General features: G+C 65.2%; 13 protein-coding genes. 9 read left to right on the top strand and 4 right to left on the bottom strand.

The window, feature by feature from the left end:
- The first annotated feature begins 7 nt into the window (after positions 1–7).
- From ACYPXD_RS06665 to ACYPXD_RS06625, 9 genes are all read left to right on the top strand, one after another.
- A complete protein-coding gene (locus tag ACYPXD_RS06665; RefSeq protein WP_459708850.1) occupies positions 8–1,018 on the top strand; it encodes a substrate-binding domain-containing protein in 1,011 nt (336 codons plus the stop codon).
- Between the two features lie 28 nt (positions 1,019–1,046).
- Complete coding sequence (locus ACYPXD_RS06660) at positions 1,047–1,814, top strand: GolD/DthD family dehydrogenase (RefSeq protein ID WP_459708848.1); 768 nt, start codon at positions 1,047–1,049, stop codon at positions 1,812–1,814.
- A 148-nt stretch (positions 1,815–1,962) separates the two neighbouring features.
- A complete protein-coding gene (locus tag ACYPXD_RS06655; protein WP_459708846.1) occupies positions 1,963–2,970 on the top strand; it encodes a dihydroxyacetone kinase subunit DhaK in 1,008 nt (335 codons plus the stop codon).
- A 14-nt stretch (positions 2,971–2,984) separates the two neighbouring features.
- Entirely contained in the window at positions 2,985–3,668 is a 684-nt protein-coding gene (gene dhaL / locus ACYPXD_RS06650; protein WP_459709110.1) for a dihydroxyacetone kinase subunit DhaL, read from the top strand.
- A gap of 174 nt (positions 3,669–3,842) precedes the next feature.
- Positions 3,843–4,910, top strand: a complete 1,068-nt coding sequence (locus ACYPXD_RS06645; protein ID WP_459708844.1) for an ABC transporter substrate-binding protein — start codon at positions 3,843–3,845, stop codon at positions 4,908–4,910.
- Positions 4,911–4,966: 56 nt separating this feature from the next.
- A complete protein-coding gene (locus ACYPXD_RS06640; RefSeq protein ID WP_459708839.1) occupies positions 4,967–6,445 on the top strand; it encodes a sugar ABC transporter ATP-binding protein in 1,479 nt (492 codons plus the stop codon).
- 7 nt (positions 6,446–6,452) lie between these two features.
- Complete coding sequence (locus ACYPXD_RS06635) at positions 6,453–7,463, top strand: ABC transporter permease (protein WP_459708836.1); 1,011 nt, start codon at positions 6,453–6,455, stop codon at positions 7,461–7,463.
- Between the two features lie 242 nt (positions 7,464–7,705).
- On the top strand, positions 7,706–8,197 hold the full coding sequence (rpiB, locus tag ACYPXD_RS06630; RefSeq protein ID WP_459708834.1) for a ribose 5-phosphate isomerase B: 492 nt from the start codon (positions 7,706–7,708) through the stop codon (positions 8,195–8,197).
- 84 nt (positions 8,198–8,281) lie between these two features.
- Positions 8,282–9,268 carry a sugar-binding transcriptional regulator gene (locus tag ACYPXD_RS06625; protein ID WP_459708831.1) on the top strand — a complete coding sequence of 329 codons (987 nt, stop codon included), beginning with the start codon at positions 8,282–8,284 and terminating at the stop codon, positions 9,266–9,268.
- Positions 9,269–9,328: 60 nt separating this feature from the next.
- Here the strand turns inward: ACYPXD_RS06625 and ACYPXD_RS06620 are convergent, their stop codons facing one another.
- The 4 genes from ACYPXD_RS06620 to ACYPXD_RS06605 are packed head-to-tail and all read right to left on the bottom strand — an operon-like array spanning position 9,329 to position 14,051.
- Positions 9,329–10,294: a sugar kinase gene (locus ACYPXD_RS06620; protein ID WP_459708828.1), complete on the bottom strand. Its 966-nt coding sequence runs from the start codon at positions 10,292–10,294 to the stop codon at positions 9,329–9,331.
- Positions 10,295–10,325: 31 nt separating this feature from the next.
- Complete coding sequence (locus ACYPXD_RS06615; RefSeq protein WP_459708826.1) at positions 10,326–11,852, bottom strand: UxaA family hydrolase; 1,527 nt, start codon at positions 11,850–11,852, stop codon at positions 10,326–10,328.
- Entirely contained in the window at positions 11,849–13,009 is a 1,161-nt protein-coding gene (locus ACYPXD_RS06610; protein WP_459708823.1) for a mannitol dehydrogenase family protein, read from the bottom strand. The genes ACYPXD_RS06615 and ACYPXD_RS06610 overlap by 4 nt, the downstream gene beginning before the upstream one ends.
- A 31-nt stretch (positions 13,010–13,040) precedes the next feature.
- The gene (locus ACYPXD_RS06605) at positions 13,041–14,051 is read right to left on the bottom strand and encodes a zinc-binding alcohol dehydrogenase family protein (protein WP_459708821.1); all 1,011 of its coding nucleotides are present in this window, start codon (positions 14,049–14,051) and stop codon (positions 13,041–13,043) included.
- Positions 14,052–14,099: the final 48 nt, after the last annotated feature.

Genomic DNA, 14,099 nt, shown 5'->3' with positions numbered 1-14,099 from the left:
ACGATCAATGAAGCGAAGGAATCAGGCAGTGCTGGCGGCCATGCTCGCCGCGATGACGATGAGCGTTGCGCAGGCGGCCAAGCCGGTTCGTATCGGCGTCATGCCGTACGGGCTCAAAGCCGAATTCATGCAGATGTGGACCAACGCCGTCAAGCAGGATCCGGCGGTCAGGAACGGCTCGGTGCAGATCGTCGTGTTCGACGGCAACTACGACGCGCTGACGCAGAGCAACCAGTTCGACACGATGATCACGCAGAAGTACGACGCGATCATCTTCGCGCCGATCGACAAGAATGCCGGCTCGGCCTCGGTCGCCAAGGCCGTGGCCGCGCATATCCCGGTGATCGGCTCCAACACGCACGTTTCCGGCAACCAGCTGACTTCCTATGTCGGCAACGACGACGTCGTCGCGGGCCGGCTCGAGGCCGAAGCGATCGTCAAGGCGATCGGCGGCAAGGGCAATGTCGTGATCATCGAGGGGCCGATCGGCCAGTCCGCGCAGATCGATCGCTCGAAGGGCATTGCCGAGGTGCTTGCGCAGCACAAGGACGTGAAGGTGCTCGAGAACAAGACCGCCAACTGGTCGCGCGCCGAAGCGCTTGCGCTCGTCGAGGACTGGCTGACCTCGCATCCGGGCCAGATCAACGGCGTCATTGCGGAGAACGACGAGGAAGCGCTCGGCGCGATCCAGGCGATGAAGTCCAAGGGACTGGACCCGAAGAAGATTCCGGTGGCCGGCATCGACGGCATCGCCGACGGCATCCAGGCCGCCAAGCGCGGCGAAATGACGACGTTCTTCCAGGATGCGAAGGCGCAATCGCAGGGTGCGCTCGACCTCGCGATGCGCGCGGTGGTCGGTCCGTCCTACAAGCCGCAATCGGAAATCTGGACCGAGTACGGCGCGAAGATGCCGTGGAACGGCGGCAACGACAAGGCGTACACGGTGCCGTGGACGCAGGTTACGCAAGCGAACGCGGACGCCATCCTGAAGAAGGTTCGCGAAGTCTCGCAACAGTAAGCAGTCCGTCACCGACCGGAGTGGATCCATGGCGCAGCAAGCAGGCAATCTTTTCGATCTGAGCGGCCGCGTGGCGCTCGTTACCGGCGCGGCGAGCGGCATTGGCCTTGCGGCCGCCGAAAGCCTCGCGGCGGCGGGCGCGCGGCTCGCGCTGCTCGACATCAATCCGGCGGTGCGCGAGGTTGCCGCCACGCTGCCGGGCGGTGCCGGGCGCCACGTCGCGGTCGTGGCCGATCTTGTCGCGCCCGGCGCCGCCGAGGCGGCGGTGCGCGACGTCGCCGGTCAATGCGGCCAGCTTGACATCCTTGTCAATAATGCCGGCGTGGCGTTACTCGAGCCGGCCGAGACATTGAGCGAAGACGCCTGGGACCGCACCATGGCGCTCAACCTCAAGGCGCCGTTCCTGCTTGCGCAGGCGGCCGGCCGCGAGATGATCCGGCGCGGTTACGGCCGGATCGTGAACCTCGCGTCGCAGGCGAGCGTGATCGCGCTCGAGCGTCATGTTGCGTACTGCGCGAGCAAGGCCGCGATTGTCGGCATGACGAAGGTGCTCGCGCTCGAGTGGGCGAAGCACGGCATCACGGTCAATGCGGTTTCGCCGACCGTGGTTGAAACCGAGCTCGGCCGCAAGGCGTGGGCGGGCGCGGTCGGCGAAGCGATGAAGGCGAAGATTCCGGCGGGCCGCTTTGCCCGCCCCGAAGAAATCGGCGCGCTGATTCTCTATCTCGCAAGCGATGCCGCCGCGATGGTGAACGGCGAGAACATCGTGATCGACGGCGGTTATACCGCGCAATAGCAACGCAATCCGCAATCAGCAACGCAATCCGCAAACCGATAAGCGCAATCAGCAACGCAACAGGCAATGTCACAAGCGACCCGACGAGCGGTTCAACAGGCCGCTCGATACGCTCAATCAACGCAACCAGAGAGTTCGAGGAAATCTCATGAATCGCGTCATCAACAATCCGGATCTGGTTGTCGAGGACATGCTGTGCGGCATGCTCGCCGCGCATCCGGAACTGCGCGCGGCGGCCGGCAACCCGCGCGTGGTCTCGCATGTGAACGCCGGCCAGAAAGGCCGCGTGGGAATCGTCACGGGCGGCGGGTCGGGCCACGAACCGGCCTTTATCGGCTACGTCGGCGAGCACCTCGTCGATGCGGTCGCGGTCGGCGAGATCTTTTCGTCGCCGACCGCGAAGTCGTTCGCCGACGCCTTCAAGGCCGCCGACGGCGGCGCGGGCGTGGCGTGCCTGTACGGCAACTACGCGGGCGACAACATGAACGTGAAGATGGCGATGCGCATGGCCGAGCGCGACGGCATCCGCGTGGTGCCGGTCGTCGCCAACGACGACGCCGCATCGGCGCCGCCCGAGGAAATCGCGAAACGCCGCGGCGTGGCCGGCGAGATCGTCATGTGGAAGGTGGCCGGTGCGTGCGCCGCGCAAGGCGCATCGCTCGACGACGTGGTGTCGGCCGCGCGCCATGCGATCGAATCGACGCGTTCGATCGGCATCGGTTTGTCGGCGTGCACGATTCCGGCGGTCGGCAAGGCGAACTTCACCATCAGGGATGGCGACATGGAAGTCGGCATCGGCCATCACGGCGAGCCCGGCATCGAAGTTCAGCGCACCGTGCCGGCGAAGGATATGGCGAGGCGCATGCTCGATACGCTGCTGCCCGATCTGCCGTTCGCGCGCGGCGACAAGGTCGCGCTGCTGATCTCGGGGCTGGGCGCGACGCCGCTGATGGAGCAGTACATCCTGTACGGCGAGGTGGCCGACTATCTGCGCGAGGCCGGCATCGAAATCGGTTTTTCGCGCGTGGGCAACCTGTTCACGTCGCTCGAGATGATGGGCGTGACCGTCACGCTGACGCGGCTCGACGAGCGGCTTTCGCGTGCGCTTCACCATCCGTGCCGAAGCATCGGCATCACTGTAGGAGACGCATCGTGACCGACACTATCGACATGACCGCCGCGGGCAGCGTGGTGGCCGACCTGATCGGCGTCATCAATGCCAACCGCAATTATCTGAGCGAGATCGACGGTGCGATCGGCGACGGCGATCACGGTATCAACATGAGCAAGGGCTTCTCGCTGTGCGGCGAACGGCTGGCGAAACGCGCCGCGCCGCCGCCGCTGCCAATTGCGCTGGCCGATCTGTCCGATGCGCTGATGGGCGGTATCGGCGGGTCGATGGGGCCGCTCTACGGTTCGTTCTTCCTCGATATGAGCAGCGTGCTCGAAGCGCATACGTTGCTCGACAAACAGCTGTTTTATCGCGCGCTGTCGGCCGGTATCGACGCGATACAGGCGATCGGCGACGCGAAAGTGGGCGACAAGACGCTGATCGACACACTCGAGCCGGCGCGTGCCGCTTACGAGGCGGCCCTGAACAGCAACCGTTCGTTCCGCGAGTGCCTCGTGGCGATGACCGCGGCCGCCGAGGCCGGCATGAACTCGACGCGCGAACTGCGGGCACGCGTCGGTCGTGCCAGCCGCCTCGGCGATCGCTCGATCGGCGTGCTCGATGCGGGCGCGTGCTCATGCTTCCTGATCCTGCGCGGCATGAGCGAATCGCTTGGCGCCTTGCTCGCCGACGGCGCGAGCAACGGTATCGGCTCGAAGCAGGCGGAGAAACATCCCGCGTGAATGGACGGGCATTGGGCGCTCAACGGCGCTCAACGGCGCTAAAGGGACGCATGAGCCGTCGATGTATCGGCGCGAGGAGACCCGTCTATCTGAACGACGCGGGCGCAACGGCAAAACGGCAAAACGGCAAAACAGCAGAACAACAGAACTGCACAACAACTCAAGGAGACGAACATGCAGGCGAGCAAACGGCGGTCCTTGAAGTACCTGACGAGTATCGCGTTGCTGCCGCTTGCGGCCGGCGTGCGAGCCGCGGAGCAGAAGGTCAGAATCGGCGTGGTCGTGCCGACGCTCGATGCGCAGTTCTGGAACAACTACATCGATTTCATGAAGCAGGGCGCGCGTCAGCTCGGCGTCGAGCTGACCGTGCTCAATGCGGACAACAAGCCGGACCGCATGGTGAGCAGTCTCGAGGATCTGGCCGCGCAGAAGGTCGACGGCATCATCTTCACGCCGTACTGGTCGACGGCGGTGCCCGGCCTCACGCTCGCGAAGAATGCGGGCATCCCGGTCATCCTCACGGACTCCTATCCCGACTTCAGCCCGCAGACGCCGCGCTTTCCGAACTACATCGCCTTTATCGGTCCGAGCGACGAGGAGGCCGGCTATCAGATGGCGATCCGGCTGTTTTCCGCGGTGCCGGCCGGCGCCAGCGGAAAGAAGGTGATCGGCGTGGTCAACGGCACGGCCGGCACGTCGGTCGCGATCGACCGGCGCAAGGGCCTCGGGCGCGCGCTGAAGGAACACCCTGAAGTGGTGGTGGCCGGCGAGGTCGACGGCAACTTTGTGCGCGATACATCGCAGACCGCCTTCGAATCGCTGTATCAGGGGCATCCGGACATCAAGGGGGTCTGGGCCGCGAACGGCGGCACGGCAACCGGCGTGCTGGCCGCGCTCAGAAATGCCGGCAAGGTGCCGGGCAAGGATGTCTACGTGGTCGCGATGGACCTGAACCCCGAAAACGTCGACGCCGTGAAGCGCGGCGAACTGCTGTTCGATATCGGCGGCCACTGGCTGCAGGGCGGTTTTGCGCTCGTGATGCTGTTCGACCAGATCAAGGGCAAGCCCGTGAGCAAGCAGGACGATACGGTCAAACTGCATCTGCTGCCGCTGACGCGCGAGCAGGTGCCGCTGTTCGAAAAGGACTTCCCCGGCGGCATTCCGCCGTACGACTTCCGCAAGCACTCGCGCTTCTATACGCCGAGTGCGCCGGCGGCGTCGTTCGATATGAAGTACAGCTAGCCGCTCGCCATGGCGCGCACGCAACGCTTCAGTCCCATCAACGACGGTATTCGCCGATGACGCTGGTCGCCGAGCACATCAACAAGCGCTTCGGCAACACCGTTGCGCTGCGGGACGTGTCGATCGCGCTCGCGCCGAACGAGGTGCATGCACTGGTCGGCGAGAACGGCGCGGGCAAGTCGACGCTGCTGCGCATCCTCGCCGGCGCCGAGCAGCCCGACGAGGGCGCGATGCGCCTCGCCGATGCGCCTTACGCACCGCACGATACGCGTGAGGCCGAGCGGCGCGGCGTTGCGCTGGTTCACCAGGAAATCACGATCAATCCGTCTTTGACGGTGGCGGAAAACATCTTTATCGATCGGCTCGGCCGCTTCACGCGTTGCGGCTTCATGCAGCGCAAGGCGCTCGAGCGGGCCGCGCAGCAGGTGCTCGATAGCTTCGACGCGGGTATTCAGGTGTCGGCGGCGCTCGGGCGGCTCGATCTCGGGCAATGGAAATGCATCGAGATCGCGCGGGCGCTGTCGCACGAGCCGCGCATCCTGTTTCTCGACGAAGCGACGGCTTTTCTCGGCCACCGCGAGGTCGACGCACTGCTCAAGGCGATTCATACGCTCAAGGCGCGCGGGTTGTCGGTCGCGTTCGTGTCGCATCATCTGAGCGAAGTGACGGAAGTGGCCGATCGCCTGACCATTCTCAAGGACGGCAAGCTGGCCGGCAGCGCGAACGTGGCCGACATCGCGCCCGCCGAAATCCATGCGCGCATGGTCGGCCGCGATATCTCGGGCCACGTGTTTCCGCCGAAGGCGCAACGGCCGCCGGCGTCGGTCGTGCTGGGTGTGCAAGGCGTGAGCGTCGCCGGCCGCCTCGACGACGTGCGCCTCGACGTGCACGGCGGCGAGATCGTCGGCCTTGCCGGGCTCAAGGGAAGCGGCGGCGAGGCACTGCTCGAACTTGCAATAGGCGTGCTCGCCCCGCAGCGCGGCACGCTGGCGCTCGGCGCGAGCGCCTACGCGCCGAAGCATCCCGGGGCGGCATGGCGCGCCGGCGTCGCGTACCTGCCGGGCGACCGCACCGGCGAAGGGCTGATCGCCGATTTCAGCGTGCTGGACAACGTCGTGATGGCCAAGCCGCCGCGCCGCCTCGGATGGTTCAACGCGCGCGAGGCCCATCGCAACGCGTCAGGCCTCGGCGCGCGCCTCAAGATCAAGGCCGCGCATCCGGACGTCGCCTGCCGCACGCTGAGCGGCGGCAATCTGCAGAAAGTCGTGCTGGCCAAGTGCCTGCATGTCGCACCGCGTCTGCTGCTGCTGAACAATCCGACGCGCGGAGTCGACATCGGCGCGCGCATCGAGATTTACCGGGTGATCCGCGCGCTGGCGGAAGAGGGCGTCGCGGTGCTGCTCGTCAGCGACGACCTGCCCGAACTGATCGGCCTGTCGGACCGGCTCGCGGTGATGCGCGCGGGTCGCATCGAACACACTTTCACGGACGGCGACGCGCCCGACGAGACCACCATCGTCCGCCATATGACCTGAGACGCCCATGAACCGCCCGTCTACCTCGCTGTTTTCCGGCCGGCGCAAGCACGCCGGCAGTCCCGTTGACGCCGGCGCCGCGCACGAGCGGCCGGAACGGCTCCGACGCATGTTTCCGGTGCTGTTGCTGGCCGCGCTGTGCATCGCCTTCTCGATCAGCTCGCGACGCTTCCTCACGCCCGGCAATGCGCTGATCGTGCTGCAGCAGGCGGTCGTGCTGGCGGTCGCCGCGCTCGGCATGACCTTTGTCGTGATCGCCGGTTCGATCGACCTGTCGGTCGGCTCGATCGTCGCGCTGGCCGCGCTCGCAGCCGCGTCGAGCTCGAACGCGCTCGGCGTGTTCGCGATCGTGCCGGCTGCGCTGGTCGGCCTCGCGTGCGGCCTGGTCAATGGCGTAGTGGTCGCGAAAGGAAAAGTGCCGTCGTTCATCGTCACGCTGGGCACGATGGTGGTGTTTCGCGGCATCGTGCTGTATTTCACGCGTGGCGCGCCGGTCTCGATCGAGAGCGAAAGCTTTCTCGACTTCTATTCGGGCCGCTTTCTCGCCGTGCCGAATGCGGTGTGGATCGCGCTCGCCGTGGTGGTGCTCGGCTGGGTCGTGCTGCGCTTCACGGTGTTCGCGCGAGAGCTGAAGGCGACCGGCGGCGGAGAGCGCGTGGCGCGGCTGACCGGGATTCGCATCGATCGCGTCAAGATCGTGATGTTCGCGCTGCTCGGCCTGCTGTGCGGTATTGCCGGTCTGCTGCAAAGCGCGCGCGCCATGGCCGCCACCTCGCAGCTCGGCGAGGGGCTCGAGCTCGATGTGATCGCCGCGGTGGTGGTCGGGGGCACGCCGCTGACGGGCGGCCTCGGCAGTGTTCAGGGCACGATACTCGGAGTCCTGATCATTACGATCCTGTCGAACGGCATGAACATGGCGGGCGTCGATCCGTACCTGCAGAACATCGTCAAGGGCGTCGTGCTGATTGCCGCTGTGTTCGTGACGATCGACCGCAAGAAGATCGGGATCATCAAATAGACGCCCGAAGCGGCGTGCATAGTCACCATGCGAGTCGATCATTTGCGCATATGTGATCATTTGTTTTATTCGCCTGACACCGCCCCACCAGGGCTGCGCGCCGTGCATGGCGCCAAAGTCGGCAAGAATTTCAGCAATTCGCGACGAGAAATTGCTCTTGACTAATCAAATGTTCAATTTCACAATGCCAAAAATGCGAACTAATGCGCACGTCTGCGCGAAATCGCGCCTGGAGTGACTGAATGAAAATTGCAATCGGGTGTGACGAGGCCGCCTACGACCTGAAGGAGATACTGCTGGCTCACCTGCGGGAACGCGGTGTCGACGTGACAGATTTCGGCACCTATAATGCGCAGCCTGTCATCTATCCCGACATCGCGTTTACCGTGGCCGAGCGCGTCGTGGCGGGTGAATACAAGCGCGCGGTATTGCTGTGCGGCACGGGCATCGGCATGGCCATTTCGGCCAACAAGGTGCCGGGCATTCGCGCGGCGCAGTGTCACGATACCTATTCGGCTGAGCGCGCGAGCCGCAGCAACGACGCGCAGATCGTGACCATCGGCGCGCGCGTGGTGGGCCCGGAACTGGCGAAAACCATTGTCGATACGTTCCTCGCCGCGCAGTTCGACGGCGGCCGCTCGACGCCCAAGGTGCAGCGCATCGAGCAATACGAAACCGAGCTTCATGCGAAAGAGGAAGCGCGCGCCGCGGGCGGCAACCCGATACCGGGCTAATGCGCCGGTAGTGCGTAGGGCGGTGCGCGCCGGTGGGTATCCTTGCGATGGTCGCAGCCCGATTCCCCTTCTAAGGATTGCCTGATGGAAACCGACGAACTGACACGCCTTGCCACCCTCTACTATGTCGACGGGCTCACTCAGGAAGATCTCTCCAAGACGTTTTCCATTTCGCGCGCCAAGGTCGGGCGTTTGCTCAAGCGCGCGCAGGAAGAGGGGATTGTCGAAATTCGCGTGCGGCATCATCCGCGCGATACGAGCGAACTCGAACAGCAGCTTGTGACGCGCTTCAAGCTCGAGCGCGCGATCGTCTCGGTCAACCACAAGGATCAGGACAAGCAGCGGGAATTGCTGGCCGGCCTCGTCGCGAGCCATCTCGATCGCATCCTGTCGGACGGCATGATCGTCGCGGTCGGCATGGGGCGCAATATCAGCTCGATTTCGCAGCATGCGATTTCGTCGACGCGCCGTTCCTGCCAGTTCGTCTGCGCGATCGGCGGCGCGTATCGCGGCGGCGAAACCATGAATGCCGACCATATCTGCCGGCGGCTCGCGGCGCGCTTCGGCGGCGAAAGCGAAACGCTCTATGCGCCGGCGCTGGTGGTCGATCCGCAGGCCCGCGAGGCGCTGCTGCAAAACGATACGGTCAAGCAGACGCTCGACCATGCGCGGCGCGCTCAACTCGCGCTGATCGGTATCGGCGATATCAATGAAGACAGCAACATGGTGCGCATGGGCTGGTTCACGCCCGAAGAGATCGTCGCCGTGCGGCAGCTCGGCGCGGTCGGCGACATGATGGGTTACGACTTTATCGATCTGGCCGGGCAACCGGCGCGCACACCGTTCGCGGACCGTGTGATCGGGCTGTCGTTCGAGGACCTCGTGCGCATCCCCAACGTTATCGCGGTGGCCAGCGAGATGACGAAAACCACGGCCGTGCTTGGCGCGCTGCGCACCGGTGCGATCAATACGCTCGCTACCACCGAGGCCATTGCGCAGTCGGTACTGAGTCTCGATGGCGCCACGCGGCCCCGGCAAGGGGCGGGCGTCACGGCCGCTAGCGCGACCTGAGGCGCAGGTGGCGGGCGGGCATCGCCGCGCGGCCGCGCGGTAGGCACCGATCCCGGTGACTCACGTGTGCGAGCGGGCGCCGACCACCGGCGTCCCGCCAAGAATCCGTTCAACGACCGACCGCGTGGGGATCGGCGCAACCGCTCCAAAACCGAGCGTGGACAGGGCAGCCGCCACATTGGCGTAACGGGCGGCCGAAAACGGGTCGTCCCCGGCGCACAGCCGCGCGACGAACGCTCCGCCGAAGCAGTCACCCGCGCCGGTGGCATCGACCGCGCTCACCGGATAGGCGGGCACCAGCTGCCGACGGTCGGGCGTGGCGACATAGGCCCCCTCGCTGCCGAGCTTGAGTGCGACGATCCGCGGCCCACGCGCAAGCAGGAAGTCAACGATTGCATCGCGCGTGACGAGCCCCGTCAGTGCCGTGACATCATCCCAGCTCGGCAGACAGATATCGGTCTGGCGAACGACCTCGAGCATCGTCGCGCGTGCGCGCGCAAGCGGCCAGAGCTTGAGCCGCAGGTTCGTGTCGAACGACAGCTGCACGCCGTGCTCGCGCGCATGGGCTATCGCGCCGAATGCCGCATCGCAGGCCGTCGTTCCAATGGCGAGACTGACGCCGGACAGGTGCAGGACCGAAGCCCCGGCAAGCGTAGCGAGCGGAAGATCGTTTGCGGCGTAGCGGCTCGCGGCGGAACGGGCGCGCAGATACTCGAACTGATGTCCGCCCGGTCCGTGCGAAACGAAATACACGCCGGTGTGCGCCGATTCATCGATGCGCACCGCGGACGTATCGACGTTTTCGTGCTGCCAGAGTTCGAGAAGAAGGCGCCCGAACCGGTCGTCGCCGACTGCCGAGATAAAGCCGGTCTTCGCGCCCTGGCGTGCGGCCGCGATACAGAAATTCGATGTATCGCCGCCGAACCCCTGAAGATAGTCGGTAGCGCCCGCGGAACACTGACTGAATTCGACCATCGCTTCGCCAAACGCCACGATCCCGGGCTGTTGTTTGTCTTTTGCCTTCACGTCTTGTCGACCCCGTACACGGAACGTTTCGTCACATGACCGCGCCGCGCAGCCACGGCACGAACTCGCGGTCTCCCAGGCCGTTCTGTTCGCTGCAGGTTTTGCGCCCCGACGCGACCTCGAGTATCAGCTCGTATAGGCGCGCGCCGGCTTCCTCGACATTCAGCGAGCCATCGACAATCACACCGCTGTTGAAATCCATGTCGGACCGCATCCGCTCGAAAAGCGCGGTCGTCGTCGCGACCTTGACCGTGGGAACGGGCTTCGAACCGAACACCGAACCGCGTCCGGTCGTGAAGCAGACGAGGTTCGCTCCGCCCGCGATCTGACCGGTTGCCGAGACCGGGTCGTAACCGGGCGTATCCATAAACACGAGACCGTCTTCACGAACCGGCTCCGCGTAATCGTAGACGGCCTTGAGCGCCGAACTTCCCGCCTTCGACACCGCACCGAGCGACTTCTCGAGAATGGTCGTGATGCCGCCGGCCTTGTTTCCCGGAGACGGATTGTTGTTCATCTCGCCGCCGTTCTGCTCCGTATAGCCTTCCCACCAGTGCAGTTTGTCCATCAGGCGCTGCGCGACTTCTGCCGATGCAGCCCGTGCCGTCAACAGATGTTCCGCGCCATAGACCTCGGGGGTTTCCGACAGTATCGCGGTGCCGCCGCTGCGCACGAGCAGATCGACCGCCACGCCGAGCGCCGGATTCGCGGTAATACCGGAATATCCGTCGGAGCCGCCGCACTGAAGCCCAAGCTTCAGATGCGACGCCGGCACGGCCGCGCGCGTTGCGCGATTCGCCGCGTGGAGTTCCTCGCGAACGATTGCGACGCCGCGCGCCACGGCTTCGCGCACGCCGCCTTCATCCTGGATGACGAGCGTGCGGACCGGCCGCGCCGAAGACGCTTCGAGCCGATCGACCAGCCCGTCGACCTGGGCGACTTCACAGCCCAGTCCGACGAACAGCACGCTGGCGAAATTCGGATTGCGCGCATAACCGGTGAGCGTGCGGCGCAGCAGTGCCATTCCGTCGCCGTTGGAAGACATGCCGCATCCGCTCTGATGCGTGATCGCCACCACGCCGTCGACGTTTTCGAAGGCCGCGAGCGCATCGCCGCGAAATGCATCGGCGATTGCGTGGCACACGGTGGCCGAACAGTTCACGCTGGCAATCACGCCGATATAGTTGCGCGTTCCAGCCTGGCCGTCCGCCCGCCTGTAGCCGAGGAATGTATCCGCGCGATGGGCCGGCGCGGCGCGCGTAAGCGGCGCCTGCGCGTGCGCTTCGCTGCCGTGTTGCGACGGCATGCCGACGTTGTCCACGTGAACATGCGCGCCCACGGCAATGTCGCGCAACGCAATGCCGATTGTCTGCCGGTATTTCGTGACCTGGGCGCCTTGCGCGATGTCGCGTACGGCCAGTTTGTGTCCGGCGGGTATCGCCGACAGCACCGGTAGACGCTGTCCGTTCACCTCCACCCGCGCGCCGGCTTCGAGCGCCCGCAAGGCGACCGCAACGTTGTCGTCGGCGTGAAGGACGATGAGATCCTGATCTTTCATGACGCCGCGGCTCCTTTACCGGCCCAAGGCAGATCGTTCGCCGCCAGCAATGTGCGCAGCCGCGGTTGCGCTACCGGCAGCGACAGCGAATCGGCCAGTTCGACGAGTGGCTGTATCCGGCGCCGGATCTTCTCGCGATGATTGGCGGCGATATCGGCAATGCGATGCGCGAGAAAGGGATTCAGGAATCGCTCGCGAACACTATCGATATAAGCATGGGCGTCGCTTTGCAGACCCATCGCGCCGAATACGGGCAGCACTTCGTCGTGCCATACCGTCTCGAGTTCCGTTCGCACGCGGGCATCGCTCATTGCCTCCAGCACCGTTTCCTGCGCCGAACGGCCTTCGCTGAGCCACTTTTCGGCGAGCCACGTATGACCGAGATTCAGAAAGAACAGCTTGAGCTGCGCATAACGGCTCAGCTCATCGGTGAGGACGATCTGCTCGTGGGTGCACGGAAGCTCCATTCCTTCGCGCCGCTCGATTGCCCACAGCGCATATGGCTCCGCGACGGCGCCGACCGGATGGATGGGCGCGGACACAATTCGGTCGACGAGCGAATTGACCCAGACGCACCGCTCCTGCAGATAACGGATGAATGGCTCGGGCAGCGCCCATTGCCGGGCCATGCCAAGCACGATATCGCGCAAGGTATCGCCGTTTCGCTCGACGAGTTCGCACGGATAGACCGATACGCCGTGCTGCGGGCGCTCGCGCCAGCGAGCGTTGAGCAACACCAGCAGTTTGGCGGGATAACTGTGCGGCACGAGCGCGTCGCTCGCCAGCAGATCGGCCGTGTCGCGTTCATCGAGTTGATAACCGGCATCGCTGGTGTTCGATACGATGACGCGCACATCCTCGATCACCGCGCGACGGATCGCGGTCCAGTCGGTATCGGTTGCCCACGCATTGCGCACCACGCGGCATTCGACCACCCGGTCCACCACGCGGCCGCCTTCGCGACCCCGAATGTGGACGGGGTAGTGATCCGCGTGGGAAAGCGCCGCGATCCGCGCGCGGCTCGACTGGCTCGCCGTCGTCTGCACGACGCTGATGCCGCCCATCGCTGCGCCGCGTTCCAGCGCCTCGGAGACGAACAGTGCGACATGCGCAAGAAGGAAGCGGCTGGTGCCAAACTGCAGTATCGGTGTACTCATGAGTGCAATCCTGATTGCCCGGCAGCTTCCCTCAGCATTCGACCAGTGCTTTCACCACCGTTTGCCCCGGCTCCAGCAGGCGCGGAAAAGCGTCCGGCACGTCGGCGAGGCGCATGCGGTGCGTGTTGAGCGCCTGGTCCGGAATCAGGCCGGCGCGCATCGCGTCGAGCACCGTTTCGAAATCGGCAGCCGTCGCGTTGCGGCTCGCGAGCAGGGTCGTCTCGCGCTTGTGGAACTCCGGATCCGAAAAGGTGACCTGGCCGGGCACGATCGAAATGAGCGTGTAGGTGCCGCCATGCGCGACCAGGCCGAAGCCGCGATTCATCGCGTCGATATTGCCGGTCGCGTCGAACACGACATCGAAGAACTCTCCGTTCGTCAGCGACGACAGTTGCGCGGTGTCGTCGGGCCCGACCGGCACCGCCGCGCTCACCTGGAGCTGCGCGCTGCAGAACGCGAGCCGGTCGGCGCGCGTGTCGAGACACACGACGTTGCCGCCGCGCAGCTTCGCAAAGATCATGGCCGCCATGCCGATCGGACCGGCGCCCACCACGAGCACGCGCTGTCCCGCCTGCACGTTCGCGCGTCGTACCGCGTGCGCGCCGATCGCGAGGAATTCGAGCATGGCCGCCTGGTCGAGCGAGACGCCTTCCGCCTTGTGGACGAATTGAGCGGGCACGCTCAGATATTCGGTCATCGCGCCGTCGCGATGAACGCCGAGCACCTTGATGTTGACGCAACAGTTGGTCTTGCCCTGGCGGCAGGCCACGCAGGTTCCGCACGAAAGATACGGCATGACATATACACCGTCGCCGCAAGCCAGGCCCGAATCGACGTCCGCTTCGACCACGACGCCGGAGAGCTCATGCCCCATGACGCGCGGATACTGGAGGTACGGCTGGTTGCCGGTAAAAATATGGAGATCGGTGCCGCAGATGCCGACCCGGCTTACGCGCAGCAACACTTCTCCAGTCTTGCGCTCGGGCACGTCGGATTGGTGCGCGCGAAGCACGCCGGGAGATTCGCAAATGACGCTAAGCATAGTGATATCCTCGTGAGCGGGAAACGGGCGTGGCGTTCGGCGCGCCAA

It is taken from the genome of Paraburkholderia sp. 2C (assembly GCF_054589215.1).
The sequence above is the reverse complement of the archived record's forward strand: the minus strand, read 5'-3'. Positions and strand labels throughout refer to the sequence as shown.

Coding starts and splice junctions, on each gene's coding strand:
- dhaL (WP_459709110.1), top strand. CDS start 2,985: ATGACCGCCGCGGGCAGCGTGGTGGCCGACCTGATCGGCGTCATCAAT.
- ACYPXD_RS06615 (WP_459708826.1), bottom strand. CDS start 11,852: ATGAAAGATCAGGATCTCATCGTCCTTCACGCCGACGACAACGTTGCG.
- ACYPXD_RS06645 (WP_459708844.1), top strand. CDS start 3,843: ATGCAGGCGAGCAAACGGCGGTCCTTGAAGTACCTGACGAGTATCGCG.
- ACYPXD_RS06655 (WP_459708846.1), top strand. CDS start 1,963: ATGAATCGCGTCATCAACAATCCGGATCTGGTTGTCGAGGACATGCTG.
- ACYPXD_RS06610 (WP_459708823.1), bottom strand. CDS start 13,009: ATGAGTACACCGATACTGCAGTTTGGCACCAGCCGCTTCCTTCTTGCG.
- ACYPXD_RS06625 (WP_459708831.1), top strand. CDS start 8,282: ATGGAAACCGACGAACTGACACGCCTTGCCACCCTCTACTATGTCGAC.
- ACYPXD_RS06605 (WP_459708821.1), bottom strand. CDS start 14,051: ATGCTTAGCGTCATTTGCGAATCTCCCGGCGTGCTTCGCGCGCACCAA.
- ACYPXD_RS06665 (WP_459708850.1), top strand. CDS start 8: ATGAAGCGAAGGAATCAGGCAGTGCTGGCGGCCATGCTCGCCGCGATG.
- ACYPXD_RS06660 (WP_459708848.1), top strand. CDS start 1,047: ATGGCGCAGCAAGCAGGCAATCTTTTCGATCTGAGCGGCCGCGTGGCG.
- ACYPXD_RS06635 (WP_459708836.1), top strand. CDS start 6,453: ATGAACCGCCCGTCTACCTCGCTGTTTTCCGGCCGGCGCAAGCACGCC.
- rpiB (WP_459708834.1), top strand. CDS start 7,706: ATGAAAATTGCAATCGGGTGTGACGAGGCCGCCTACGACCTGAAGGAG.
- ACYPXD_RS06640 (WP_459708839.1), top strand. CDS start 4,967: ATGACGCTGGTCGCCGAGCACATCAACAAGCGCTTCGGCAACACCGTT.